Source organism: Amycolatopsis sp. AA4, assembly GCF_002796545.1.
Lineage (GTDB): Bacteria > Actinomycetota > Actinomycetes > Mycobacteriales > Pseudonocardiaceae > Amycolatopsis.
Genome location: NZ_CP024894.1, coordinates 2,538,106 through 2,562,565, shown reverse-complemented (window position 1 = coordinate 2,562,565; position 24,460 = coordinate 2,538,106). Strand labels below are relative to the sequence as shown.

The following is a 24,460-nucleotide window of genomic DNA, read 5'->3' as shown; positions in this document are numbered from 1 at the left end:
GGGCGGTCCGGGGCGGGCACGGCGCCCGCCCCGGGCCGGCGGTCAGCAGGACGCCTGGTTCAGCAGCGGCGTCAGGACGTTCTCCAGCCAGACGGTGTGCGTCTTGATGTACTGGTCCAGGTTCAGCAGATCAGTCACCTGCTGTCCCGGGGACTCCTCGAGATGTGCGGACTTGATGTGCGCGATGATCGGCGCGAGCGTGTCGGTGACGACCTTGTCGGCCGAACCGTCGAACGCCGGCTTCAGCACGCTTTCCAGCCACACGGTGTGCGTTTTGATGTACTGGTCGAGATTCAGCAGATCAGCTGCCTGCTGTCCCGGCGACTCCTCCAGGTGCGCGGCCTTGATGTGGTCCAGGATCGGCTGCAACACCGCCTTGGGCACGCAGGTTCCCGGCGGAGCGTCGGTGGGCATCGGCATCGTGTGCGTCGGGCTGGAGGGCGCGGTCGGGGTCGAGGACGACGACGGCGGCGCGGTCGGCGAAGACGGCGGGGCCGCGCCCTGCACGGTCACGGTCGCCTTCATGTCGGGGTGGATCGAACAGTAGTAGGAATAGGTGCCCGCCTTGGTGAAGGTGTGGGAGAAGGTGCCGCCGGTCTGCAGGGTCGGCGACGTGAACTTCTCCGGGCCGTCGGTGACGACGACGTTGTGCGGCGCGGTGTCGTGGTTGGTCCACGTCACCGTGTCGCCCGCGGTGATCGTCAGGCTGGCGGGAGAGAACTTGTACCCGCTCATCTCGACCGATTTGGCCGAGCCCGCCGAGGCCTGCGCGGCGGCCGGCGCCGCGGCACCGCCTTGCTGCTGCGAGAGACCTTGGTACAACGGGACAGCGAGCGGGCTCTGTTTCGCGAGCGCGGCGAGATCGACCTGGGCCGTGCTCGGAGCGGCGACCGGAGCCGTCTGCTGCCCCGTGCGCAGCGTGGTGAGGCTGACCAAGGCCAGCGCCAGCGCGCCGACCGCGACCGCGATCGGCCAGCGGCGCCGGCTGCCCGCCGCGGGCGGGGCGTCCGGCCGCGTTTCGGCGGAGGTGGGTTCCGGGTTGTCCATCAAGGAGATTCCTTTCCAGGGGTGTTCACCGGCCGGGACTGGCGGTGACGAGGAGGCTCGCCGCGAACAGCACCACGACGACGAGCGTGGCTTCCGCGGCGACGGAATAAACGAAGGGACGGAGCGCGCCGGCGTCGCCGCGCAGCACCACCGCGAAGTCGAGCCGCCGCGCGACCCAGCTCTTGCTCGCCTGGGCGAAGAGCAGGACCACCGCGAGCGCCGCGAGTTTCGTCAGCAGGATCCGGCCGTAGCCGGAGGTGAACAGCCGCCCCGGGTCGCCCAGCGTCCCGGCCGCGAGCACGACGCCCGCGCCGAGCACGACCAGGACCGAGACCAAGGCGAGTTTCGAATAGCGCGGTACGACACTGGCGAGTTCGCCGGGATCGCGCCGGGACAGCACCCCGAACAGCAGCATCGCGAGCCCGCCGACCCACGCGCACCCGCCCGCCAGGTGCCCGAAATCCGCCAGCTGGCTCAGCAGCGGACGCGCGCTCTCCGCGGAATGCCCGGTCAAGCCGGTCGTGCGCAGCAGCCCCGCGGCGACCACGCCCGCGCCGACCCGCCATCCCGCCGACCGCGCGGCCCGTTCGCCGCGCTGCAGCACGTCGGCGAGCACCACCCCGCCGAGCATCCACAGCAGCGCCTTGGCGAACCAGATCCGGCCGAACTGGCTGTCGAGCACCTGGCCGAGCAGGTCCGGGTCGAACAGGTCGGCCGGCGACCGCTGCGCCACCCACGCGCCCTGCAGCCCGAGACCGGCCACCGTCCCGGCGAAGCCGAGAAGCCAGCCGGTCCCGAGCACGCCGCGGGCCTGGCGGGAGTCCGCTCCCGCGGGCCACAGCAGCGCGAGGAAGACCATGCCGCCGACGAACAGGGCGAGCCCGGCGTAATCCGCGCAGCGCGCGGCGACGTACCAGAATTTCGCGGAGCCGAGATCCACCGGTTCAGCCCCCGCTCGCCGGAGCCGGGATCGCCGCGGGCGCCGGACTCGCGGGCGCCGGACAGGAACCGAGAAGGGTGGCGAGAATCCCGCCCGGACCGGTCAGCCCGGCCCCGGACGCGAGACCGCCGACGAGCGGCAGTCCGCTCACCGTGTCCAGCACCGGTTGCACCGCGCCGGGCTGGCACGTCGGAGCCCCGGGCGGCGGCGGACTCGGCGGCGTCTCGGTCGGTCCGGTCGGTCCGGTCGGTCCGGTCGAGCCGGGAGGCGCCGGATCGCCGGACGGCTGCGGGATTTCCCCGGTCGGCACTGGCGGTTGTCCCGTCGGAGCGTCCGGCATCGGCATCTGGGTGGCGGGCGGCGGTTCAGCGGGCGGGGGTCCGCCGTCCGGCACGGGCGGCATCGGCTGCACCGCACCCGCCGGGGGCAGTTCTCCGTTGGGCAAAGGTTGTTGCGGCGCGGGCGCGGCCTGAGCCGGAGCCGGCGCGGAAGACGCCGGGGCGCCCGCCGTGGTCGTTTTCAATCCGATTCCCGACGCGTACCCGACGACGATCACCACCGCGCCCGCCAGACTCGCCGCGACCACGTGATCCCGGCGCAGTCCACGCCCGGCTGAAGCCACCACAATCATTTCCTCCCGACGCGCGGATCGAACTCGACGAGTGAGCACCACACCAGACCGCGCGTTTCGCCAGCCGACGCGACCATGACGGGAAAGTAAAATTGATCTCCGAACAACTTCGGGCAATCGGTGAACTCGCCCCCGCGTCCGGCGGTGAGAACTATTTAACGCAGCCGTTGCGCGTCCGACGCACTGCCGACAACGAGGTGCCGAGACCATCCCGTTCCGATACATTCCCTTCCGGAAGCAGGGTTCATGCGATCGCTCTCCAGCACTTCCCCGTCCCGCCGAAACGGACTCGGCATCCGCCTTCTTGCCGCAATTCTTCTGGCGCTGGCCGCTGTCCTTTTGCCGCATACCGCGGCCGAGGCGCACAGCTTTCTGGAATCGAGCACTCCGGCGAAGGATTCCGCGATCGCGACCGGGCCGGCGAAAATAGTGCTCACCTTCAACGAGCCGCTGGACAGCGGATTCACCGAATTGGCGCTGCTCGGTCCGGACGGAAAGACGCATTGGGAATCCGGCGCGCCGACGGTTTCCGGAGCCGTTCTCACCGCGCCGGCGAAACCGCTCGGCCCGGCCGGAAAGTACACTGTGGACTATCGGATCGTCTCCGCCGACGGGCATCCGGTGTCCGGCTCCTACTCCTTCACGCTGACCCAGCCCGGCCCCGGCGTCGCAGCGGCACCCGCGTCGCCGTCCCCCGCTGCTCCCGCGCCGTCCACCGCCGCGGCCTCGACCGCCAGCGAGAGCGACGTGCCTCCGTGGGTCTGGGTGGCCGCCGCCGCGGTGCTGCTGATCGCGGGCGGAATCGTCGCGGCCCGCATTTCGCGCGGTCCGTCACGAGAATGACCGAATGCCCGTTGTGCGCCGGATGAGGCAATTCACCACCGGCGGCGCGGGCTGTGCGCACTCGGACACCGGATGCTGATCACCGCGCTACCGGGACGCAGAGTCCGCGCGATCGAATGCCCCGGTACCTGCCCCCCTCTCGCCCGGAAAGGCTCGCCCCATGCCGATTCCCGTACCCGAAGCCCTCGACCTGCAGGCAGACGTCGCCGACGGCAAGATCGCGGAACTGCGCCGTCCCGGCCGCTACCTGGTGAGCTCGATGCTCGCCGGTGCGTTCATCGGCGTGGCGGTCGTGCTGCTGCTGTCCGCGACCGGACCCCTCAACGCGGCGAGTTCGCCGTGGACGAAAACCGTGCAAGGACTGGTGTTCGGGATCGCGCTGACCGCCGTGGTGTTCGCCGGCGCGGAACTGTCCACCGGAAACATGATGACCATGGTGCAGGGCGCCCTCGTCCGGCGCCGCGGAGCCGGCACGGCCGCGGCGGTGATCGTGGTGTCGTTCGCGGGCAACCTGCTCGGCTCGATCGTGTTCGCCTGGCTGGTGCACGAAGGAGGAGTGCTGTCCATCGGCGCCGCCGGCGGCCACCCCGGCCCCGGCGCGGCTCTGCTCGCGAGCCTGGTCAAGGCGAAAACGGCGGAATCCGCGAGTGCGCTGTTCTTCCGCGGAGTGCTGTGCAACTTCCTGGTCTGCCTCGCCGTGTGGATGGCCGCGCGCACGAAGTCGGACGGCGCGAAGCTGGCGCTGATCTTCTGGTGCCTGCTCGCGTTCGTCAGCTCCGGATTCGAGCACGTGGTCGCCAACATGACGACCTTCTCCCTCGGCCTGATGGACGGAGTGCCCGGCGCGACGATCGGCGCGTTCGGCCGCAACCTGCTGTTCGTAGGCCTGGGAAACCTGGTGGGCGGCGGGCTTCTCGTGGGTGCCGCGTACGCCTTGCTGGGCAGCCGTTCCCGCGCGACCGCTCCCCCGGTCCCGGCGGCGGAGGAACTCGCGACCACCGGCAGCTGACCTGGACGCGGACTGCGGTGCCGAGGCCGGCACCGCAGTCCGGACGGGTCAGCCGGTGACGAGCGACAGACCGTAGGTCTGCAGGATTTCGTTCACCGGCTGGAACCAGGTCTCGCCGCCGGAGCCGCAGTTGCCGAACCCGCCCGACGTGACGCCTTGGGCTTGGTCGCCGGTGATGAAGGAGCCGCCCGAGTCGCCGGGTTCCGCGCACGCGTTGGTGTGCGTCGCCTGGTAAACCGCGCCTTGGGCGTAATTGATCGTCTCGTTCAGGCCGAGCACGGTGCCGCAGTGCCAATGCGAGGTCGAGCCGGAGCGGCAGATCGACGAGCCGACCGGCGCGACCGCCGAACCGCGGACGATCACGTCGCTGACCGTGCCCCAGCCGAGCACGACCGGCGCGGTCCACCACCCGTTGCCGATGGTGATGTAGGAATAGTCGTTGCCGGGGAACGAAGATCCGGCGAACGTGCCCATCGCGGAGTTGTCCCAGCCGACGACGGAGCTGCCCTTGCTGCCGCAGTGCCCGGCGCTGACAAACCCGCCGTGCACCGAGAATCCGATCGAGCAGCGCGTGTTTCCGTTGATGTAGTACGGATCTCCGCCGACGGTACCGGCCGAGAGCGTCCGCGGCCGGGCACCCGTCGACACGGTCACCGGGCCTGCTTCGCGGGCTCGGGCGAGGAAGTCGTCGACGTCCGGGCCGTGTGCGCCAGGCTGAAGGGTGACGACCACGCTGCCGGTGCGGGGGTCCGCGTGCCAGCCGCTGACCTCAGCCGGGGTTTGCTTCGCCTTGGCGGCTCTGTCGAGGGAGGTCTTCGCCGCGTCGAGCGCCGCGGCCGTTACCTGCGCTGGAACGGTTTCCGCGCCGGTACGGTGAACCGCGTCCGCCACGGCCGGATCGGTCACGCCGACGACCAGCTTGCCGAGAGCCGGGTCGAACCAGGCCCCGCCGAACGCCGCGCCAGCCGCCTGCTGAGCGGCGGGCAGTTGCCGCGACGCGGTCAGTTCCTGCCCGAGCCGGGTCCGCGCCTGTCCGGCACTGAGGCCCAGATCCCGTTGCATAGCCGCGACCAGGCCGGGCGACGCCTGAGCGGCGGGCGGGACGACGGCGGCAAGACTCGCCGCGAGAACGGCCGCACCGGTGAGGCTGAGGGTGATTCTTCGACGCATCGGAACTCCTCGAAGGCCGGGGGAAAGAAACCCACTGTCGGCCGAGTGCGCGAAGCCGGTCCAGCCGCGGCCCGCGTTTTGTCCGAAACCTGTCGCCGCGACTGCTCCGTTCGTTCACGCCGGAACGGACTTCCGGGCAACAGCCGCGTCGCCGCCGCTCAAATGGGCGGTGTCGGATCAGGCACCTTGACGTGAACTGGTTCGATCCGATCTTCCGTGCCCCAGGCAAAGCCCGGCTCAGGCGAGCGGAGTGTCGTCCAGCGCCTTCGCGAGATCCCCCGGAGTGTCGTACAGGGCGACCGCACCCGCCTCCCGGAGTTCGTCGTCTCCGAAGCCGCCGGAACGGACGACGATCGCGGGCATTCCGGCTCGTTTCGCCGCCTCGACGTCCCACACCGAGTCCCCGACCATCACCGCCGGCGCGTCAGGCGGGGCACCCAGCTTCTTGAGCGCCGCATGCAGCAGGTCCGGAGCCGGTTTGGACGCGTCGACGTCGGCGCTGGTGGTCCAGTCGTCGGCGAGGTCGCGGGCGTCGAGCTTGTCCAGGAAGACCTCCGCGTGGCGCTGCTGAGCCGAACTGGCCAGCACGAGCCGGTGGCCGCGCTCCTTGATCGCCACGAGCAGATCGCGGGCGCCCGGCAACGGCGCCATCTCCTCGAGCAGCGCGTCGACCTCCTTGCCCTGCCGCTCGCGGGCCCTCTCGCCCACCCGGCGCTCCAGCTCCTCCCCGCCGACCGCGGCGACGAGCTGGTCCCCGCCCATCCCGATCAGCCGGTGCAGCCGCCACACCGGAAACACCTCGCCCACCGACCGCAGGGCCCGGTACCAGGCGAGAGCGTGGTGGTAGTTGGAATCGATGAGCGTCCCGTCGATGTCAAGGACGGCGATGGGGGAATCTGGCACACCTGCTGGTTACCCACTGTCGCGGACAGCTAACCGCTCTCGCCGGTGGACGCATCGTCTACCCACAGCCCGAGCACCGCGGTGCCGCAGGCCCTTCGTCGAGCGACCCGTTGCTGGGGGCCGAGCGGGGAACGGTCCCCACGACAAGTGCGACCCTCGCGGCAGCCCCGCTTTTCGGGGTCGGTTATCGATCCGCACGGCCGGGTTCCCCGGAACTGATTACGTGGAGATGATCTTCATGAAACACGCTATCCGCAAGACTCTGACGTCAGCGGCAGCAGTTGCGCTGCTCCCGCTCGCGCTGCCCCCAGGAACGGCGAATGCCGCCGAACGCTCCGGAGATACCGCCCGGGCCACGCGAGCGGCGGTCGACGGACTCGTCGCGGCGAATCCAGGAGCACACATAACCGGCGTCAACACGGTCCAGCTCGCGAACGGCGTGATCGCGACCTTCGCCCCGAACGGCGGACCGTGCCCGTGGGAAAACCTCTGCATTTACGACCAGCCGGGAACCCAGGGCATCCAATGGAATTTCTACCGCTGCGGGTTCGTCAACATCGGATTGTCCGGCTGGAGCGACCGGATCAGGTCGTTCATCAACAACCAGACCTCCGGCACCGTCGCGGAATTCTCGAATTGGAACGGCAGGTCTTGGGACGTCGTGGGGCAATCCACCGCCTTCGAGATCCAAGATCCCGCCGATCCGGGGATCCAGACGACGGACGGCCTCAACCCGTGCTTGCACTGAACCGACCTCATCGCGAAGGGCCAACCGGACACCGCTCTGCTCGTCGCCCGCGGTCGGCCGGATCGATCAGCACCACCTTCGCGTTCCAACCGTCCATTGTAGACTAAGAACCTCCGGGCCAGCCTCACTGGCGCAATGCCAACATCCAGGTGGCAGGTCATCGGATAGTAGGCCGCTCAACTCCTTGTGAGGGAAGGGTTTCTCCCCAGCGGCAAGCACGCGCCGACGGTGCTCACCCCTAGTCGAACTCCATGCCCCGAAGGGGTTCACCGTCGGCAGCTTGCTCGTTCGGGTGCCCGCCGTGTCAGTGATCGGCGGCTCGGCGGTTTGCGGCCGCGAGACGGGGACCGCAGGTGGGGCAACGGTTCGCCGTGGCCGGTGCGGTTACCCGCGGTGCGGGGACGCCTTGTCGGCGACGCTCGTCCGGTGGAGGCAGCGGGTGAAACCCTTGCCCGGCGGTTGTTTCCGGCTTCGGCGTGCGGTCACGCTGGAGTGCGCGGCATTCGGCCGCGACCCGCATCGTCGATGGGACATGGCATGACTTCCGAATCCGATGATCTCAAGCGCGTCGTCTACGCGATCTACTCCGGTCTGTTCGCCGGGCTCACCGGCCAAGGCGACAACAGCGCCGTCGCACCGCCGTTCGACGAGAAAGAAACCATGCTGACGATGTGCATGCCGGGACAGGCGGTCCTGGCGTCGGACTTCGCCAACGCCTGGACGCCGGGCGACCCGAAAGGCAGCACCGAGAACGCCAAGCGGATGGCGTTGTTCTTCAACGACATCCCCCGCCGGTCCCACCGGTTCGCCCCGAACGGACGCCAACTCGACGACGTCTACGGTTCAGTGGTCGAAGGGGTCCAAGTCCACGCGCCCGAGCCGGACCCCAAGCAGAAGGAGGCGTACCAGAAGGCTTACAGCTTCCTTCACCAGGAGGTGGACATCACCGACCCGTTCAGCGGCAAGGTCACGAAGAAGACCGTCCCCAGCGCGGCCTACTCGACCTACCTGCAAAACAGCACCGCCTACGACCAGGCCAAGGTCTCCTACAACCACGCCTACCTGGCGGCGAAAAAGTCCGGAAACCTCGACAACTGGCCGGTCGAAGGCGCGGCGCTCTACCAGCAGGTGCAGCGGGCTTACGACCAGATGATGGCCGACGGCGCACAAGAGGTCATCGACGCGATCGCCAGGATGAGCACCACGGTCAACGACGCTGTCACCGTCACGTTCGCCGATGCCCAGCGACGCTACCGCAACGCGGGCTACGCACTCGACGGCGCAGCGGCGGAGAAGCTCTACCGGCTGGTCTACGCGCTGCCCGGAACGTGGTTGAGCACCACCGACCCCACCGGATGGGCGAAGGTGACCTACGACCGGAAGCACTTCGACCAGGTCGACCAGTCCGAGGCGGACGACTGGTCGGCTCAGGCCGGCGTCGAGCAGGGCATCTGGGCATGGTTCAGCGGCGCGAACGGCGGCGCCAGCGCGGAGCACGACCGGAAGACCTCCAGCACCAAGACCTCGAGCATGGAGATCAGCTTCGAGTTCATGTCGGTCAGCCTTTACCGGACGTGGATGCAATTCCTCGTCCTGGGCCTTCCCTCCTGGTCGAACAACGAGTACCCGCCCGGCGGGATCTCCGGCGGGCCCGGCGGGGCCACGAAGGACGAGCATTGGCCGCTGCTGACCAAGAACTTCATCGCCGTCCGCAACGTGACCATCAAGGCGGACTGGAGCGAAGACGACAAGTCGATCATCCGCGAGGCCGATTCGCAGGACCTCAACGTCGGCTGGGGCCCGTTCACCGTTTCCGGCAAACACGCGCACTCCACCGAGGAAACCAAGATCTCCCACGATTTCGACGGCCAGTCGCTCACCATCCCCGGCATTCAGATCCTGGGCTACGTGTGCCCGATCGTGCCGTACAGCCCGCCGAACCTGCGGGCTCCGCAAGGGGCGATCCCGGGCCAGGAGCGGGAAGAGGCCGTCCCGTTCGCCTTCGCGGCGCTGAATCCCTGACACCCGGTCCGATCCGGCGGCGCGGCGCGGCCGGATCGGGCCGGTGGACCCGCCGCCGCGGAGGATTACCGCAGTTCCCCGCTCGAACAAACGCGCCGGGTAGATTACCGCCACCGCCCAGACACGAACAGAATCTCGACCGCAAAAAAATCACAACGCCTTAGGCGGCCAATTCGGCAGCGCAGCGGCCTGCGGCCGGAGTGCGGGCATCGCGCGGGGTTCGACGCCGATCTCGTCCATGGCACGCCGGTAGATCTCGTGGCGGCGGCGGGCTTCTCCGACCCGGCGCGCCGTGAGCAGGACCTGGATCAGATTCACGTGCGCCTGCTCGTCGTAGGGGTCGTCCTCGAGGAGTCGCAGGGTGTGGCGGACGACCTCGTCCACGTCGCCGTTGGTCTGGCAGCGGTGGATCAGGGCGCGCAGTACCGCCTGGTGCAAGGCGCGCAGTTCTTCGACCGTGTGTTGTGCCCAGTCCGCGTACGGATCGTCCTCGAGAAAGTCCCCCGTGTACAAGGCGGCGCCCCGGTACAGGAGCGCGATGGCTTCGGACCTGCCCGCGCGATGCGCTTCCACCGCGGAGACGGCGGTCGTGCGAAATTCCGCGACGTCGATGCTCACCAGGTTCGCGTCCAGCCAGACCGTGGTGCCGTCGGTGCGCAACGGCTGCGGGTCGTCCTTGACCGGCTGCAGAACCTGGCGCACGGTGCTGAGCAGCACCGACAGCCGGTTGCTGGACTTGCCGGGATCGACGCCGGGCCACAGGACCTCCATCAGCTGGTCCCGGGGCACGGGCCGGCTGCGCGAAACGAGGACCTTCAACAGGTCTCGCGCCTTGCGGGACTGCCACGCCGTCCTCGGCACGGCGACGCCGTTTCGGGTGACCCGGAAAGTGCCCAGCGCGTAGATCGCCACCTTGCGCGGCACTTCGGTCGCCGAGTGCCGCCCGATCGCTCCGCACTCGGCATCCGGCCCGAAGCCGTGCTCAGGCACCGCGGCCAGAAAGCCGCTGGCAGCGAGGCCGGGCATGGAGACGGGCACCGCGTCCCAACCGAGGCGGCCGCCTTGCGGACCGCGGCCGGTCCCTCCGTGCGTCTCGGCGTCTTCGCGCAGCACGTCCGCACCGGCTGCTGCTTTCGGACCAGCCGTCGAGGCGGTGCTAGGCAAGCTTAGTCGCATTGATCTCACCTGGAACGCCTTTGCCTTGTTGGTCTTTTACTTTCCCACGCCAGGACTTGCCGACAACGAGTGATCGGAAAACCGACCGCACACCTCTTTCGCCGAAGCGGCCGCAGGTGGCGCGGACCATTCCCGGGCCTCGGCGGCCGCCTCCCGGCTTTCCCGGCACCCTGCCGAACCCGCACCCGCTATCCGGCATCCGCCGCGTTCATACCACCGGAATCCGCCGCCGCAGCGGACACCGGGCGCCGATTCCGCCGCTTCGGCGAAGTCCAGGGTATTCCGGATGCTCATACGCGCCCTTCGTCGGGAGAGTACTCGGCCTGCCCACATCCAGTCGTTGGAAATCGCGCTCCGTTACCCTCGGAAACAAAATTGCTCCATTCGTGCGATTAGCCCCCAAATGGAGCAGCGTACCGCCGATTAACCCGCCTCCAAATGCCCGTAAGAGAACGCTAAGCCGGCCGGAAACCCCATTTCTTAACCTTCCGTCCGGCCATGAATCGCAGCTGAAGAGGTGGGCTCGGATGACGGTGCGGGACGAGGCGAACTACGAGGTCTACTGCCTCGCCGACCGGCTGTTCTACGACCAGCCGACCCGGCACGCCGGCGACAGCACGGACTTCGCGGCCACCGCGCGCGCGGTTCCGCCCGGATGGGCGCACGAGTCCAGCGACACCTGGATGTACTACGCGCCCGAGGACGTCCCGCTCCCGGCGCAAGGCTGGAAGATCCATGTGTCGGCACGGCTGGAGGACGCCGAACGGGTGCTGGACGCGGTCTGGGAATACTGCGAAAGCAACCGGATCGCGTTCAAATTCTTGCGCAGCAGAAATGTCGTGGTGCTGTTCAACGCCAAATCGGCATTCCGGGGATCGAGCGGAAAACTGGCCACTATTTACCCGGATTCGGACACCCGGTTCGAGACCGTGCTCGCCGAACTGGACGGCCTGCTTCGCGGGGTAGCAGGCCCCTACATCCTCAGCGATCTCCGCTACGGCGACGGGCCGCTGTATGTGCGGTACGGCGGCTTCACCGAGCGTTTCTGCGTATCGGACAACGGGGAGCGCGTGCTCGCCATCGAAAATGCCGACGGCGCACTGGTTCCCGACGTGCGCGGCCCGACGTTCGCGCTCCCGCCGTGGATCCCGCTGCCGTCGTTCCTGGAACCGCACCTAGCCGCCCGGGCGGCCGTCACCACGGCGGATCTGCCGTACGCGATCGAAAGCGCGATGCAGTTCTCGAACGGCGGCGGCGTGTACCTCGGCCGGGACACCCGCACCGGCGACCGCGTCGTGCTCAAGGAGGGCCGGCCGTACGCGGGCCTCGACGTGGCCGGCCGCGACGCGGTGACCCGGATCGGGCACGAGCGCGACATGCTGGGCCGCCTCGCCGGACTCGACGTGGTGCCCGCGATGCTCGACTCCTTCGAACTGGGCGAACACCACTTCCTCGTCGAGGAGTTCGTCGACGGCAACCCGTTGCAGCGCCTGCTGGTGCACCGCTATCCGCTGACCCATCCCGATCCGGGGCCGGAGAAGCTGGCCGAATACGTCGAGTGGGCACTGGGCATGCTCGCCAAGGTCTCCGCCGCGGTGGACGCGCTGCACGGACGCGGCGTCGTGTTCGGCGATTTGCACCCGGAGAACATCCTGGTCACGGCCGAGGGCCGGCTGGTGCTGATCGACTTCGAGGTCGCCACCCTGGCGGAAGACGCGGCCCGCTCGTCGCTCGCGCACCCGGCGTTCTCCGCGCCCGCCGACCGGCTCGGCACCGAGGTGGACCGGTACGCGCTCGCCTGCATGTACCTGGGCATGTTCGCCCCGCAGGCCACCATCACCACGCGGTTCGACCCCGGCAAGGCACGGCAGATCGCGGAGTACGCGGCCAAGGTCTTCCCGTTGCCGCCGGGCGCGTTGGACGAATCCGTGCGCGTCATCGAGGGCGCGGAGCCGGAGCCGTCCCGGATGCCCGGCCTCCCGCTGCCCGGAGTGTCCACTTGGGACGAATTGCGGGCCGCGCTGCGCACCTCGATCCTCGCGTCCGCCACCCCGGACCGCGACGACCGCCTTTTCCCCGGCGACATCGCGCAGTTCCTGCCCGGAGGCGGCATCAACATCGCGTACGGCGCGGCAGGCGTGCTGTACGCCCTCTCCGCCACCGGTGCGGGACGCTTCCCCGAACACGAGGACTGGCTGCGCAAACACGCGTTGACCCCGGCCGACGGCGCTGCCCTCGGCTTCTACAACGGCCTGCACGGCGTCGCGTATGTCCTGGCCGAACTGGGGCACCGGCAAGACGCGCTGAGAATCCTTGAACGCTGTCTCGCGATGCCGCCGGACGCGACCGAACTCGGCTTGCACGGCGGACTGGCCGGTATCGGGCTCAATTTGCTGCACTTCCGGGCCGACCTCGGCCTCGAGGCCGCGCTGTCGGTGGTCGACCAGGTCGCCGACCGGCTGGGCGGCGTGACCGACGTCCCCGAAATCAGCGGAGGCGACCATCCCCGGGCCGGGCTGATGTTCGGGTCGGCCGGACCGGCGTTGCTGTTCCTGCACGCCTACGAGCAAACGGGCGACCTTGGCTTGCTCGATCGCGCGGAAATCGCGCTGCGCCAGGACCTTCGCCGGTGCATCCGCGCCGAGGACGGCACCGTGCAGATCGACCAAGGCTGGCGGACGCTGCCCTACCTCGACGAGGGTTCGGTCGGGATCGCGTTGGTGCTGGAGCGCTATCTGCGCCACCGCCCGGACGAAGAACTCGGCGAAATACTGGCCAGGCTGCGCGCGGTCACCCGGAGCGCCTACTTCGTGCAGTCCGGCCTTTACACCGGCCGGGCCGGAATGCTCCTGGCCGCGCAACCGTCCGCAGTGGACACCTTGGTCCGGGGGCTGGGCTGGCACGCGGTGCCCTATGCCGACGGGCTCGCGTTCCCCGGCGACCAGCTGTTGCGCCTGTCGATGGATTTCGCGACCGGGACGGCGGGCGTGCTGTTCGCGCTCGGCTCGGTGCTGCACGACGCACCCGTGCGGCTCCCGTTCCTGGCCGGTCCCGAGAACCCGGATGCCACTGGGCATTCGTCACCCGACGACCGATCGAAGGAGGTGTAATCACATGGCACTTCTCGACCTGCAGGGTCTGGAGGCTCCCGGCGGCAAGGGCGGCGGCGGCGGTTCCACGCTGACCGTTCTGGGCTGCGCGTCGCACACGCCGAGCAACGTCAGCCTGTTGCTCTGCCACTGACGCTCGACGGGTCCTGGGCGGAACTTGTCCTCCGCCCGGGACCCACCCTTCGCGAAAGGAGCGGCCGTGCTTGCCGAACGCCTGCCGATCGTCGACGACCTGCACGGTTACCTCGTGCCCGATCCCTACCGGTGGCTCGAAGACGCCGCCAGCGCGCAGACCCGGAGCTGGCAGGCCGCCGAGGACGACCGCTGGCGCGCGCACGCCGCCGCCCTGCCCGGACGCGCGCGGCTGCACCAGGACGTGCGGCGGCTGAGCGCGATTGGGGTCGTGACAGCTCCCCTCTGGCGCGGCGATCGGCAGTTTTTCCTTCGCCAGCAACCCGGACAGGAGCACCCGGTGCTCTATGTGTCCGAATCGGACGGTGCGGAACGGGCGCTCGTCGACCCGAGCGCGCTGGACCGCGACGGCCTGGTGACGCTCGACGCATGGCACCCCAGCCACGACGGCACGCGCCTGGCGTACCAGCTCTCCCGCGGTGGTACGGAAAACTCAGTTCTGCACGTGCTCGACGTCGGCTCCGGCGAGCAACTCGGCGGGCCGATCCACGGATGCCGGTACACCCCGGTCGCGTGGTTGTCCGGCACCGAGGAATTCTGCTACGTGCGCGAGCGGCGCGTTTGGCGGCACCGGGTCGGCACCCCGGTCGAACAGGACTTCGCGGTCTCCGAGCGAACCGGGTCGCTCGGGCTGGAAATCGATCGCGACGGCCGATGCCTGGTGCTCGCCGAAGGCACCGGCCTGTGGCTCGTCGACCCCGTCACCGGCGCGGAGCGAACCATCCACAAAGGACCGAACGGTCGCGCGGCCGCCCTGCCCCACAAGGATTTCCTGTACCTCCTCACCGACCAGGACGCGCCGCGCGGCCGCGTGTGCGTGGCCGATCTCTCCGAGCCCTCGCGGTGGCGCGAGTTGATCCCGGAGGATCCGGCAGCGGTGATCAGCGATCTGGCGCTGCTGGACGGGTTCCTGGTGGTGAGCCGGATCAGGCACGCGATCGGCGAGATGAGCCTGCACGACCTCCGGACCGGCGACCGGGTCGCCGACGTGCCGTTGCCCGGTGCCGGATCGCTGGGTTCGGTGTCCACGCGCGGCAACGAGGTGTGGTTCAGCTACACCGACAGCGTGACGCCGGGCGCGGTCTACCGCTACGACGCCGAGACGCACCAGACAAAACTGTGGGCGGGAACGCCCGGCGTGACCGTGCCCGACGTGCTCAGCCGGCAATTGACCGCGACTTCCGCGGACGGCACCCCGATCCGGGTCGTAGTCCTCGCGAAGCCCGGCACCGGGCCGCGTCCGACGATTCTCTACGGCTACGGCGGTTTCGGCGTACCGCTCACGCCGTCCTACTCCAGTTACATCCTCGCGTGGGTCGAGGCGGGCGGCGTTTTCGCGTCCGCACAGGTGCGGGGCGGCGGCGAGGAAGGGGAAGAATGGCACCGCGACGGAATGCTCGACCGCAAGCAGAATGCCTTCGACGACTTCGTCTGCGCGGCCGAGCACTTGATCGCCGAGGGCTGGACGACACCGGCGCACCTGGGCATCTGCGGCGAGTCCAACGGCGGCTTGCTGGTCGCGGGCGCGCTGACCCAGCGTCCGGAACTGTTCGCCGCCGCGGTGTGCTCGGCGCCGGTGCTCGACATGGTGCGGTACGAGCGGTTCGGCCTCGGTCCGCAGTGGCGCGAGGAGTACGGCTCCGCCGCTGATCCCGAGCAATTGGCTTGGCTGCTCGGCTATTCGCCGTACCACCGGGTGAAGGAAGGCGTCGAGTACCCCGCGGTGCTCTTCACGACGTTCGGCGGAGACACCCGGGTCGACCCGATGCACGCCCGCAAGATGTGCGCGGCGCTGCAGTGGGCGACCGCGAGCGGGCGGCCGGTGTTGCTGCGCCATGAGCCGGACGCCGGCCACGGCGCGAGTTCGGCGACCCGGGCGATGCGGCTCGCGGGCGACCTGCTCGCGTTCCTCGCCAAGCACACCGGGCTGGACGTCGCATGATCACTTTCGGCGACGTCGCGCGGCGCGCGGGCGGCTGGCTGCCGCTGATCGGGCTCGCCGGCCTCGTCGGCAGCCTCGGCACCCTCGCGTTGCCCACTGTGCTGGGCAACGCGGTCGACGCGCTGATCACCGGGCACAGCCGCGGGACCTGGGTGGTGGCCGCCGGGATCCTGATCGCTGTCAACGTCGTCTTCGACGTGGTCGACGCCTACGCGGGCACCGCCTGCGTCGCCGGGACCACGGCGTGGCTGCGCGATCGCGTCGTGCGGCATGTGCTCGCGATCGGTCCGGCCCGCGCCGCCCGGTTCGAGACCGGCGACCTGGTCACGCGGGTCTCGGGCAGCGCGGTCGAGGCCGCGCAAGCCGGTCCGGCCGTCGTCACGACGATCTCGGCCGCGCTGCCGCCGATCGGCAGTCTCGTGCTGCTGGCCTGGATCGATCTGTGGCTCGCGCTCGCCTTGCTGGCCGGCCTCGCGCTGGTGGTGGCCGTGCTGCGGACCTTCGCATTGCGCAGTGCGGCGGTGATGGTCGCCTACCAGCAGACGCAGAGCGCGATCGCGGCCCGGCTCGCCGAATCCCTCGGCGGGGCCCGGACAATCGCCGCCGCGGGCACCGTCGACGCGGAGGAACGCCGGGTGCTGGCTGATCTGCCGACGCTGCACGAACACGGTGCCGGCACCTGGAACGTCCTGGCGCGCTCCAGTGCGCAAGCCACCTTGGTCGGCCCCCTCGTGCTGGTCGCCGTGCTCGCCGCCGGCGGCATCGAACTGCTGCGCGGCCGGATCACCCCCGGCGAACTGTTCGCGGCCAGCCAATACGCGGTGATCGGCGGCGGGCTCGGCGCGTTGACCGGGGTCTTCAGCAGGCTCGCCCGGGCCAAGGCGGGCGTGCGCCGCGTCGCCGAAGTGCTCGCGACCGAACCGGTTTCCTACGGCACCGAGGCGTTGCCGGACGGCCCGGGTGCCGTCGAGTTCCGCGGCGTGACGGTGCGCGCGGACGACACGGTGTTGCTGGAAGACGTGCACCTGAGCATCCCCGGCGGGGCGGCGGTAGCGGTCGTCGGCGCGTCCGGAGCGGGTAAGTCGGTGCTCGCGGAGGTAGCCGCGCGCCTGCGCACCCCCGACGAAGGCGAGGTCCTGCTCGACGGAGTCGCGCTGGCGGCGCTGGAGCATCGCGCGCTGCGCACCGCGGTCGGCTGCGCGTTCGAGCGGCCGGTCCTCGTCGGCGCGTCGATCGCGGACGCGGTGGCTGCCGGACGCGACATCGACGTGCGGGCCTCTGCGCGCGCCACGCACGCGGACGAGTTCGTCAACCGGCTCCCGGACGGCTACGCGACCCCGCTGGCCGAGGCGCCTCTGTCCGGCGGCGAGCACCAGCGGCTCGGCCTGGCCCGCGCGTGGCCAGCCCGGCGCCTGCTGGTCCTCGACGACGCGACGTCCAGTGTGGACATGGTCACCGAGATGCAGATCGCCCGCACCCTCACCGACGACCACGGCGAGCGCACCCGGCTGATCGTCACCCACCGCGCGGCGACCGCGGCGCGCGCCGACCTGGTGGTCTGGCTGGCCGAGGGCAAGGTCGTCGCGACCGGCACCCACGACGAACTGTGGGCGCGGCCGGATTACCGGGAGGTCTTCGGATGAGGCGGGAAATCTCCTTTGGCCTCCAGGCGATGCCGCGCAGGCCGGTGGTGGCGTTGCTGCTGTGGTCGGTGCCCGAGGCGCTGCCCGCCGCTCTCTCCGGCTTCGCGGTCGCGCACGCGGTCGACTCGGGTTTCCTGGCCCATCGCCCGGCGGTGGGCCTCGCGTGGCTCGGGCTGCTGCTCGTGGCCGCCGGGCTGGGGGCACTCGGCTCGCGACAGGTGTGCCGGCTGCTCGGCTCGCTGGTCGAGCCGTTCCGCGACACCCTCGTGCGCAAGGTCGTCCGCGGGGCACTGGGACACGCGGTGCGCGGGCGCGCCGACGACGGGGCCATCGCGCGCCTGACCCACCAGGTCGAGATCGTCCGCGACACCTACGCCGGGCTGATCGTCGTGCTGCGCGGGTTCCTCGTGACGGTCGTGGGCGTCGTGGTCGGCATGGGGTCGGTCGACCCGGTCATCGTGGCCCTCCTGCTGCCGCCGTTCCTGCTGGGTCTCGGCCTGTTCCTCGGCACGCTCCACCTGGCCGCCGAACGGTTCCGCCGCTCCGTACACGCCGACGAGCGCCTCGCGGTCACCGCCGGAGCCGTACTGGCCGGCACTCGCGACATCGCCGCGACCGGCGCCGAGGAGCACTCCGCGGACCTGGTCGCCGGGCCGATCCGGGCGCAGGCCGACGCCGAGCGCGCGATCGCCACCGTCACCGCGGCCCGCACGCTCTGCCTGGCAGTCGGCGGCTGGGTGCCGCTGATCGTGCTGCTCGTCGCCGGACCGTGGCTGGTCAGCCGCGGCCTGACCGCCGGGGCCGTGATGGGCGGTCTCACCTACGTCCTCATCGGACTCCAGCCGGTGCTGCGCAACCTGATGACCGCGGTCGGCGGCAGCGGTTTGCGGTACGTCGTCACCGTCGGCCGCATCCTCGACGCCGCCGAACTGCCCGCCGAACCGGCGCGCCTCGCCGAACCCGGCCGCAGCGGCGAACTGACCGTCCGCGACCTCACTTTCGCCTACGGCTCGCATGCCGAACCCGTGCTGCGCGGGCTCGATCTCGTCGTGCCGCCGGGCGACCACCTGGCGATCGTCGGTCCCAGCGGCATCGGCAAGTCGACGCTGGCGGGTCTGCTTTGCGGACTGCTGCGCCCCACCGCCGGCGAGGTCCTGCTCGGCGACGTACCGGTCTCCGACCTGTCCGCACAGCGGCTTGCTCAGGTGCGCACGCTGATCCCGCAGGAGGCCTACGTCTTCGCGGGCACCGTGCGGGACAACCTGACCTACTTCGCGCCGGACGCCGACCCCGAGCGGGTGGCGCAGGCAGTCCACGCGATCGGCGCCGACGAGCTTGTGGCGCGCCTCGGCGACGAGGTCGTGCCGTCGGCGTTGTCAGCGGGCGAACGGCAGCTGATCGCACTGGTGCGGGCCTACCTCTCACCGGCCTCGGTGGTGGTCCTGGACGAAGCGACCTGTCATCTCGACCCCGCCGCCGAACGCCGAGCCGAGGAAGCGTTCGCGCAGCGCGATTGCACGCTGATCGTGATCGCGCACCGGATCAGCTCCGCCTTGCGCGCTCGCCGGGTACTGGTGCTCGACGGCACCGGTGCCGCCGCCGGGGAGCACCGGACGCTCTTGGAAACCTCTCCCCTCTACCGGGACCTGCTCGGTCACTGGAATCCTGAACGCCGCCTGGAGGAAGTGTGACGACCGCTAATCCGCTCGCGCCGCTCACGGCCGACGAGATCGCGGCCGCGTCCGCGATTCTCAAGGGCGCCAAGGGACTCGGGGCCATGGTGCGGTTCCTCAGCATCGAACTGCACGAGCCGGCCAAACGCTCCGTGCTCGACGGGGTCCCGGTCGAGCGCGAGGCGTTCGCGGTGCTGCGCGACCGGGACAGCCGGACCACGATCGAGGCCGTCGTCTCGATCACCCGCGGGGAACTGGTGTCCTGGCGGGAGATTCCCGACGCGCAGCCGGGCTTCTCCCGCGACGAGTTCGCCGAATGCGACGCGGTCCTGCGCGCCGACCCCGGCTTCCAGGAGGCCTTGCGCCGCAGGGGAATCACCGACCTGGACTCGGTCGTGATCGACCTGTGGGCGGCGGGCAACACCGGGCCCGCCGAGGACCCGGCACGGCGGCTGATGCGCCCGCAGGTCTATGTGCGGCAAGGGATTTACGACAATCGCTACGCCCACCCGGTCGAAGGGCTGACCGCACTGGTCGACATCGACCGGATGGAGGTCGCGGAACTCGCCGACCACGGCGTCGTGCCGATCCCGCCGCGGCACGGCAACTACATCCCGGAGCTGGTCACCGGCGAGATCGAGGGCTACCCGGACAACGTGCCGTCGTTCGCCGCGACCCGGGCCGATCTTCGGCCGCTGGAAATCACGCAACCGGATGGTCCGAGTTTCACGCTGGACGGCTACGAGCTGAGCTGGCAGCGCTGGCGCCTGCGCGTCGGCTACACCATGCGGGAAGGCTTGGTGCTGCACCAAATCGGGTACGACGACGGCGGACGAGAGCGGCCGATCGTGTACCGGGCTTCGATGTCGGAGCTGTACGTGCCTTACGGCGATCCGAACCCGTCGCAGCGGGTGAAGAACGCCTTCGACATCGGCGAGGGCGGCATCGGGCCGTGGCTGAACTCGCTCGCGCTGGGCTGCGATTGCCTCGGCGAGATCCGCTACCTGGACGTCGTGATGTGCGACGACGACGGCGCTCCGGTGACGCTGCCCAACGCCGTCTGCATCCACGAGGAGGACGACAACCTGGCCTGGAAGCACACCGACGGCAACCTCGGGCACGCCGAAACCCGTCGGCAGCGCCGGCTCGTGGTCTCCTGCTGGGCCACCGCGAACAACTACGACTACGGATTCTTCTGGTACTTCTACCTCGACGGCACCATCGAGTTCGAGGTGAAGCTGACCGGCATCGTCTCCACCGGCGCGTACGAGGGCGATGCTCCGCGCTACGGCACCCCGGTCGCTCCCGGCCTGTACGCCCCGAACCACCAGCATTTCTTCAACATGCGGCTGGACATGTCCGTCGACGGTGAGCACAACAGCGTGTACGAAGTGGACACCGTCGCCGTGCCGGGTTCCGAGCACCACAACGCGTTCGCCGCGCAGCCCACGCTGCTCGCCCGGGAAAGCGAGGCACAGCGGCTGGTCGACCCGCTCGCCGGTCGCGTGTGGACAGTCGTCAACCCGTCGGTCCGCCACCACACCGGCCGCCCGGTCGGCTACCAGCTGATGCCGGGGACGAACATCCTGCCGCTGGCCCAAAGCGGGTCGCAGACGAGCCGGCGCGCGGGCTTCGCGTACCGGCACTTGTGGGTCACCGCCTACGATCCGGACCAGCGCTACGCGTCGGGCGATTACCCCAACCAACGCCCCGGCGACGACGGACTCGCCGAGTACGTCCGCGCCGACCGGCCGCTCGTCGACACCGATGTCGTGGTCTGGTACACGTTCGGCGCGAACCACGTGCCGCGCCCGGAGGACTGGCCGGTGATGCCGGTGTCCAAAGCGGGCTTCCACCTCAGGCCGGTGGCGTTCTTCGCCGCGAACCCGGCGCTGGACCTGCCTCGGCCCGGACATCACTGCTGAGCCGTCCGGCGTCGGCCGCGGTTCCGGAGGCAGGCTCCGATTCCTGCGCAGCGTGCCTGCGGCACCGCCGAAAGTACTGTTTTCCTCGGCCGCGGCCGGGCAGCTCCGATACGCTCATCGGCAGGTCGCGCCGGTCGCGGACGCACGACCGGACTCGGCACTGAGCGAGCGCTTACACTCTAGGAACGACGGGCGGACTCACCGGCCGGCGCGGGACTAGAGGAGGATCGCCGGATGACCACGCTCTCGGCCGACCTGTGGCCCGACGTGCAGCCCGAGACCGCGCGCCGGCTGATGCTCGCCGGGGTGGAGTCGTTCGCCGAGCGCGGCTACCACGCGACCACCACGCGGGACATCGCCGGCGCGGCGGGGATGAGCCCGGCCGCGCTGTACGTGCACTTCCCCTCGAAAGCCGCGCTGCTTTTCGCGATCAGCCGCAACGGGCACGAGCAGACGCTCGCCCTCGTCGAGGACGTCCTCGGGCGCGTCACCGGCCCGGTGGAGCGGATGCGGCTGCTAGTGGAGGATTTCGTCGCCTGGCACGCGCGGCGGCACACGGTCGCGCGGGTCGTGCAGTACGAGCTGAACGCGTTGCCGGAGAAGGAATACCAGGTCGTCGCGCAGCTTCGGCGGAAGATCGAGCAGCGCGTGCGCGAGGTGATCGCCGACGGGGTCGAGTCCGGCGCGTTCACCGTCAGCGACGTCGGGATCGCGGCACGGGCGGTGCTGTCGCTGGGCGTCGACGTCGCGCGCTGGTACAGCGAACGGACCCGGCAGACGCCCGCCGAACTCGGCAGGGAGTACGGCGAACTGGTCCTCCGCATGCTCGGCGCGAGTTAGCGCGCGGCGCGCCACTCGCCCAGCGGGAAGATCCGGGACACCGGAATCGAGAATTTGCCCTCCGCCGCGAGCGACGCGAACTCGCCGAGGACGTCGCAGCGGACCGGTGGAACGGCCCCGGACCGAAAACCGGGTCGCCGACCCCGATGCCGGTCACCTCTTCGCCGAACGCGTCGACCGTGCGTCACGATTTCCGACTCACTCACCGGTGCGGAGCCAGACCGAGGCATCGCCCCCGCGGATCTGCTCGCCGTCGCCACCTCGGCCTGAAGTCGCCCGCGCGAACCGTTCCGCGATGTGCGCCAATCGGTCCAGCAATTCCGGCGGTGCGTCCTCCACCACGAAATCGAATTCCCACTGCGCGAGGTAAAACGGGATGTAGTCGAAGGTTTTCGCGCCGGTGCGCATCCGGCAGGTCTCGTCGTCGATCGGCTCGATCACGGCCGTCGTCGGAGAAACCCGCGCCGCCAGCACTTCCGCCGGAGCCGACACCCGCAGCGTCACGATGTGCGGATACGGCGCGGTCGCGATGCGGCTCGACACGTACGCGGCGAGGTCCTCGGCCGGCGGTTTCCTTGGCGTGAAACGGAAACTGGGCGTCGGCAGACCTTCGATGCGGTCCAGCCGGAAGGTGCGCCAGGCGTCGCGGCCGAGGTCCCACGCGACGAGGTACCAGCGCCAGCCGGTGTGCACGAGCCGCAGCGGTTCCACGTCGCGTTCGGCCACCGCGCCCGCGTGCGTGCCGTAGGTGAACCGCAGCCGCTCGTGGTCCCGGCACGCGGCCGCGACCACGGTGAGCAGCTCCGCGTCGATCGTCGGCGCGCCGCCCGGCATCCGGACCATCGCCGAATCCATCGCCCGCACCCGGTGCCGCAGCCGCGCGGGCAGCACCTGCTCGAGCTTCGCCAACGCGCGCACAGACGTCTCCTCGATGCCGGACACGGTGCCGTTGGCCGCCGTGCGGAGGCCGACCGCCACCGCGACCGCCTCGTCGTCGTCCAGCAGCAACGGCGGCAGCGCCGCACCGGAGCCCAGCCGGTACCCGCCCGCGACCCCCGGTGTCGCGTGCACCGGGTAACCGAGCTGCCGCAGCCGTTCGACGTCGCGGCGGATCGTCCGGACGTCGACGCCCAACCGGCCCGCGAGGTCCGGACCAGGCCAGTCGCGGCGCGCCTGCAGCAGCGAGAGCAGGCGCAACAGGCGCTCGGAGGTTCCGTACATGCCGAGCACTCTGCCACGCTTCGCGGACAGCTTCAGTCCTCGATCGGCCGGACCTCGCCGCGCCGTGCGAAAGTGACGCATGCTCGACGACCTGCTCGCTGTCGCCCGCGAAGAGGCGGAAGCCGGAAAAGCCGAGGGCGGCGTGCCGATCGGCGCGGCCCTGTTCGACCGGGACGGGAAGCTGCTCGGCCGCGGCCACAACCGGCGCGTCCAGGACGGCGACCCGTCCCTGCACGCCGAAACCGCCGCGTTCCGCGCCGCCGGCCGCCGCCCGCACTACCGCGACACGATCATGGTCACCACGCTGTCGCCGTGCTGGTATTGCAGCGGCCTGGTCCGGCAGTTCGGCATCCCGCACGTGGTGATCGGCGAATCGCGGACGTTCACCGGCGGCCACGGCTGGCTGGCCGACCACGGCGTCCGGATCGACCTCCTCGACGACCCGGCGTGCGTCGCACTGATGACCGAGTTCATCGAGCGGGAGCCCGCGCTGTGGTTCGAGGACATCGGCGAACCGACGTGACTCAGGCCAGCGGCGAAAACTCCGTCGGCAGGGCGATGATCGAGTCCGCGTCGAGGATCTCCTCCGGCGCGCCCGGCGGCGGCCACATGCCCTTCGCGTAGAGGTCGCGGCGGATCGCGAGCCGTTCGTCCAGGCTGGCGAACGGCCAGATCTGGATGATCCGGTCCGGGCCGTCGAGCGCGTACATCACCACGGTCAGCGGATCGACCAGGTGCCGCGCGGGCAGCGCTTCGCGCCAGCCGTCGATCGTCGCGGTCAGGCCGCCGGGCCGGAGGCGGTAGTCGCGGATTTCGTAGACCGAGCCGTACTTCCCCGGCCGCACCGGCGGGACGAACGGGAACGGCGCGAAACTCTGCAGCGACAGGTCGGTCAGGCAGCCGCCGCCGAACGGTTCGCGGCTGTGCCGGGCGCGCAACCGCTCCTCGTCCAGAGCTTGCTGGTTCTCGAATCCGCGCAGCACGAGCAGCCTGCCGAGCGGGCCGTTCTCCGTCTGCCAGCAGCCGAGCAGCTCGCCGTGCCCCTCGACCCACGGCAGCACGCCCTCGGCGGCTTTCGGCCCGTCGAGCAGCCGGAACGACAGGATCGCCAGCTCGTACCGGACGGCCTGCTGCTCCAGGGCGACGTCGGCACCGCTGATCCGGACCGGTTCGGTCATGACGCTCCCAGTTCGCTCTCGCTTCTCCTCCCAGCGTCGCACAGCGGGGCGACCGCGCTCGCCGAGCGGCTTCGGTTGCCCTTCCGTCCCCGCCCGGCTTCCCGATCGTCCCGCTCACCGGCACCCGGACCTCCTGCCAGCAGTGAGGTTTTTTCCCACCCTCGCCCGCGTCTTGACACTTCTCAATGGTCTAGTCCATTGTGACTGCGCACACACTCCCCCGAGTGCCTGCCGGGGCGCCGCCGCC

At 70.2% G+C, this 24,460-nt stretch carries 20 protein-coding genes; 12 read left to right on the top strand and 8 right to left on the bottom strand.

The genetic code is table 11. The features are described from left to right. Positions 1-42 precede the first annotated feature (42 nt). The 3 genes from CU254_RS12155 to CU254_RS12145 are packed head-to-tail and all read right to left on the bottom strand — an operon-like array spanning position 43 to position 2,618. Positions 43-1,047: a plastocyanin/azurin family copper-binding protein gene (locus CU254_RS12155; protein WP_009076025.1), complete on the bottom strand. Its 1,005-nt coding sequence runs from the start codon at positions 1,045-1,047 to the stop codon at positions 43-45. A 25-nt stretch (positions 1,048-1,072) separates the two neighbouring features. Continuing rightward, positions 1,073-1,987 carry a copper resistance D family protein gene (locus tag CU254_RS12150; protein WP_009076022.1) on the bottom strand — a complete coding sequence of 305 codons (915 nt, stop codon included), beginning with the start codon at positions 1,985-1,987 and terminating at the stop codon, positions 1,073-1,075. Positions 1,988-1,991: 4 nt separating this feature from the next. After that, positions 1,992-2,618, bottom strand: a complete 627-nt coding sequence (locus tag CU254_RS12145; protein WP_009076020.1) for a hypothetical protein — start codon at positions 2,616-2,618, stop codon at positions 1,992-1,994. Between the two features lie 246 nt (positions 2,619-2,864). Between CU254_RS12145 and CU254_RS12140 the strand changes: the two genes are divergently transcribed. Further along, entirely contained in the window at positions 2,865-3,461 is a 597-nt protein-coding gene (locus CU254_RS12140) for a copper resistance CopC family protein (RefSeq protein WP_009076018.1), read from the top strand. 160 nt (positions 3,462-3,621) lie between these two features. After that, positions 3,622-4,470, top strand: a complete 849-nt coding sequence (locus CU254_RS12135; RefSeq protein WP_009076016.1) for a formate/nitrite transporter family protein — start codon at positions 3,622-3,624, stop codon at positions 4,468-4,470. A 48-nt stretch (positions 4,471-4,518) separates the two neighbouring features. On the opposite strand, the gene CU254_RS12130 is transcribed toward CU254_RS12135, so the two are convergent. Both CU254_RS12130 and CU254_RS12125 read right to left on the bottom strand, forming a co-directional pair. Continuing rightward, positions 4,519-5,640 carry a S1 family peptidase gene (locus CU254_RS12130; RefSeq protein WP_009076014.1) on the bottom strand — a complete coding sequence of 374 codons (1,122 nt, stop codon included), beginning with the start codon at positions 5,638-5,640 and terminating at the stop codon, positions 4,519-4,521. A 237-nt stretch (positions 5,641-5,877) separates the two neighbouring features. Beyond that, positions 5,878-6,543 carry an HAD family hydrolase gene (locus CU254_RS12125; RefSeq protein WP_009076012.1) on the bottom strand — a complete coding sequence of 222 codons (666 nt, stop codon included), beginning with the start codon at positions 6,541-6,543 and terminating at the stop codon, positions 5,878-5,880. A 238-nt stretch (positions 6,544-6,781) separates the two neighbouring features. On the opposite strand from CU254_RS12125, the gene CU254_RS12120 reads away from it, so the two are divergent. Then, on the top strand, positions 6,782-7,291 hold the full coding sequence (locus tag CU254_RS12120) for a hypothetical protein (RefSeq protein ID WP_158688008.1): 510 nt from the start codon (positions 6,782-6,784) through the stop codon (positions 7,289-7,291). A gap of 537 nt (positions 7,292-7,828) precedes the next feature. Beyond that, complete coding sequence (locus CU254_RS12115; protein ID WP_037713422.1) at positions 7,829-9,313, top strand: hypothetical protein; 1,485 nt, start codon at positions 7,829-7,831, stop codon at positions 9,311-9,313. Positions 9,314-9,463: 150 nt separating this feature from the next. Here the strand turns inward: CU254_RS12115 and CU254_RS12110 are convergent, their stop codons facing one another. Continuing rightward, positions 9,464-10,426, bottom strand: a complete 963-nt coding sequence (locus CU254_RS12110) for a BTAD domain-containing putative transcriptional regulator (RefSeq protein WP_050788155.1) — start codon at positions 10,424-10,426, stop codon at positions 9,464-9,466. A 590-nt stretch (positions 10,427-11,016) separates the two neighbouring features. Between CU254_RS12110 and lanKC the strand changes: the two genes are divergently transcribed. From lanKC to CU254_RS12075, 7 genes are all read left to right on the top strand, one after another. Then, positions 11,017-13,599 carry a class III lanthionine synthetase LanKC gene (gene lanKC, locus CU254_RS12105; RefSeq protein WP_100266765.1) on the top strand — a complete coding sequence of 861 codons (2,583 nt, stop codon included), beginning with the start codon at positions 11,017-11,019 and terminating at the stop codon, positions 13,597-13,599. 4 nt (positions 13,600-13,603) lie between these two features. Next, complete coding sequence (locus CU254_RS12100) at positions 13,604-13,732, top strand: SapB/AmfS family lanthipeptide (RefSeq protein ID WP_086024887.1); 129 nt, start codon at positions 13,604-13,606, stop codon at positions 13,730-13,732. A gap of 66 nt (positions 13,733-13,798) precedes the next feature. Continuing rightward, entirely contained in the window at positions 13,799-15,733 is a 1,935-nt protein-coding gene (locus CU254_RS12095; protein ID WP_009076002.1) for a prolyl oligopeptidase family protein, read from the top strand. Beyond that, positions 15,730-17,376: an ABC transporter ATP-binding protein gene (locus CU254_RS12090; protein WP_009076000.1), complete on the top strand. Its 1,647-nt coding sequence runs from the start codon at positions 15,730-15,732 to the stop codon at positions 17,374-17,376. The genes CU254_RS12095 and CU254_RS12090 overlap by 4 nt, the downstream gene beginning before the upstream one ends. Next, complete coding sequence (locus CU254_RS12085) at positions 17,373-19,067, top strand: ABC transporter ATP-binding protein (RefSeq protein ID WP_009075999.1); 1,695 nt, start codon at positions 17,373-17,375, stop codon at positions 19,065-19,067. Before CU254_RS12090 ends, CU254_RS12085 begins: the two co-directional genes overlap by 4 nt. Continuing rightward, positions 19,064-20,974: a primary-amine oxidase gene (locus CU254_RS12080; protein ID WP_009075996.1), complete on the top strand. Its 1,911-nt coding sequence runs from the start codon at positions 19,064-19,066 to the stop codon at positions 20,972-20,974. The genes CU254_RS12085 and CU254_RS12080 overlap by 4 nt, the downstream gene beginning before the upstream one ends. 234 nt (positions 20,975-21,208) lie before the next feature. Then, complete coding sequence (locus tag CU254_RS12075) at positions 21,209-21,814, top strand: TetR/AcrR family transcriptional regulator (RefSeq protein ID WP_009075994.1); 606 nt, start codon at positions 21,209-21,211, stop codon at positions 21,812-21,814. A 198-nt stretch (positions 21,815-22,012) separates the two neighbouring features. Here CU254_RS12075 and CU254_RS12065 read toward each other — a convergent pair whose 3' ends face one another. Then, on the bottom strand, positions 22,013-23,035 hold the full coding sequence (locus CU254_RS12065) for a YafY family protein (protein WP_009075990.1): 1,023 nt from the start codon (positions 23,033-23,035) through the stop codon (positions 22,013-22,015). A 79-nt stretch (positions 23,036-23,114) separates the two neighbouring features. On the opposite strand from CU254_RS12065, the gene CU254_RS12060 reads away from it, so the two are divergent. Continuing rightward, complete coding sequence (locus CU254_RS12060) at positions 23,115-23,558, top strand: nucleoside deaminase (protein ID WP_009075989.1); 444 nt, start codon at positions 23,115-23,117, stop codon at positions 23,556-23,558. A 1-nt stretch (position 23,559) separates the two neighbouring features. Here the strand turns inward: CU254_RS12060 and CU254_RS12055 are convergent, their stop codons facing one another. Continuing rightward, on the bottom strand, positions 23,560-24,213 hold the full coding sequence (locus tag CU254_RS12055; protein WP_009075986.1) for an NIPSNAP family protein: 654 nt from the start codon (positions 24,211-24,213) through the stop codon (positions 23,560-23,562). Between the last annotated feature and the right edge of the window lie 247 nt (positions 24,214-24,460).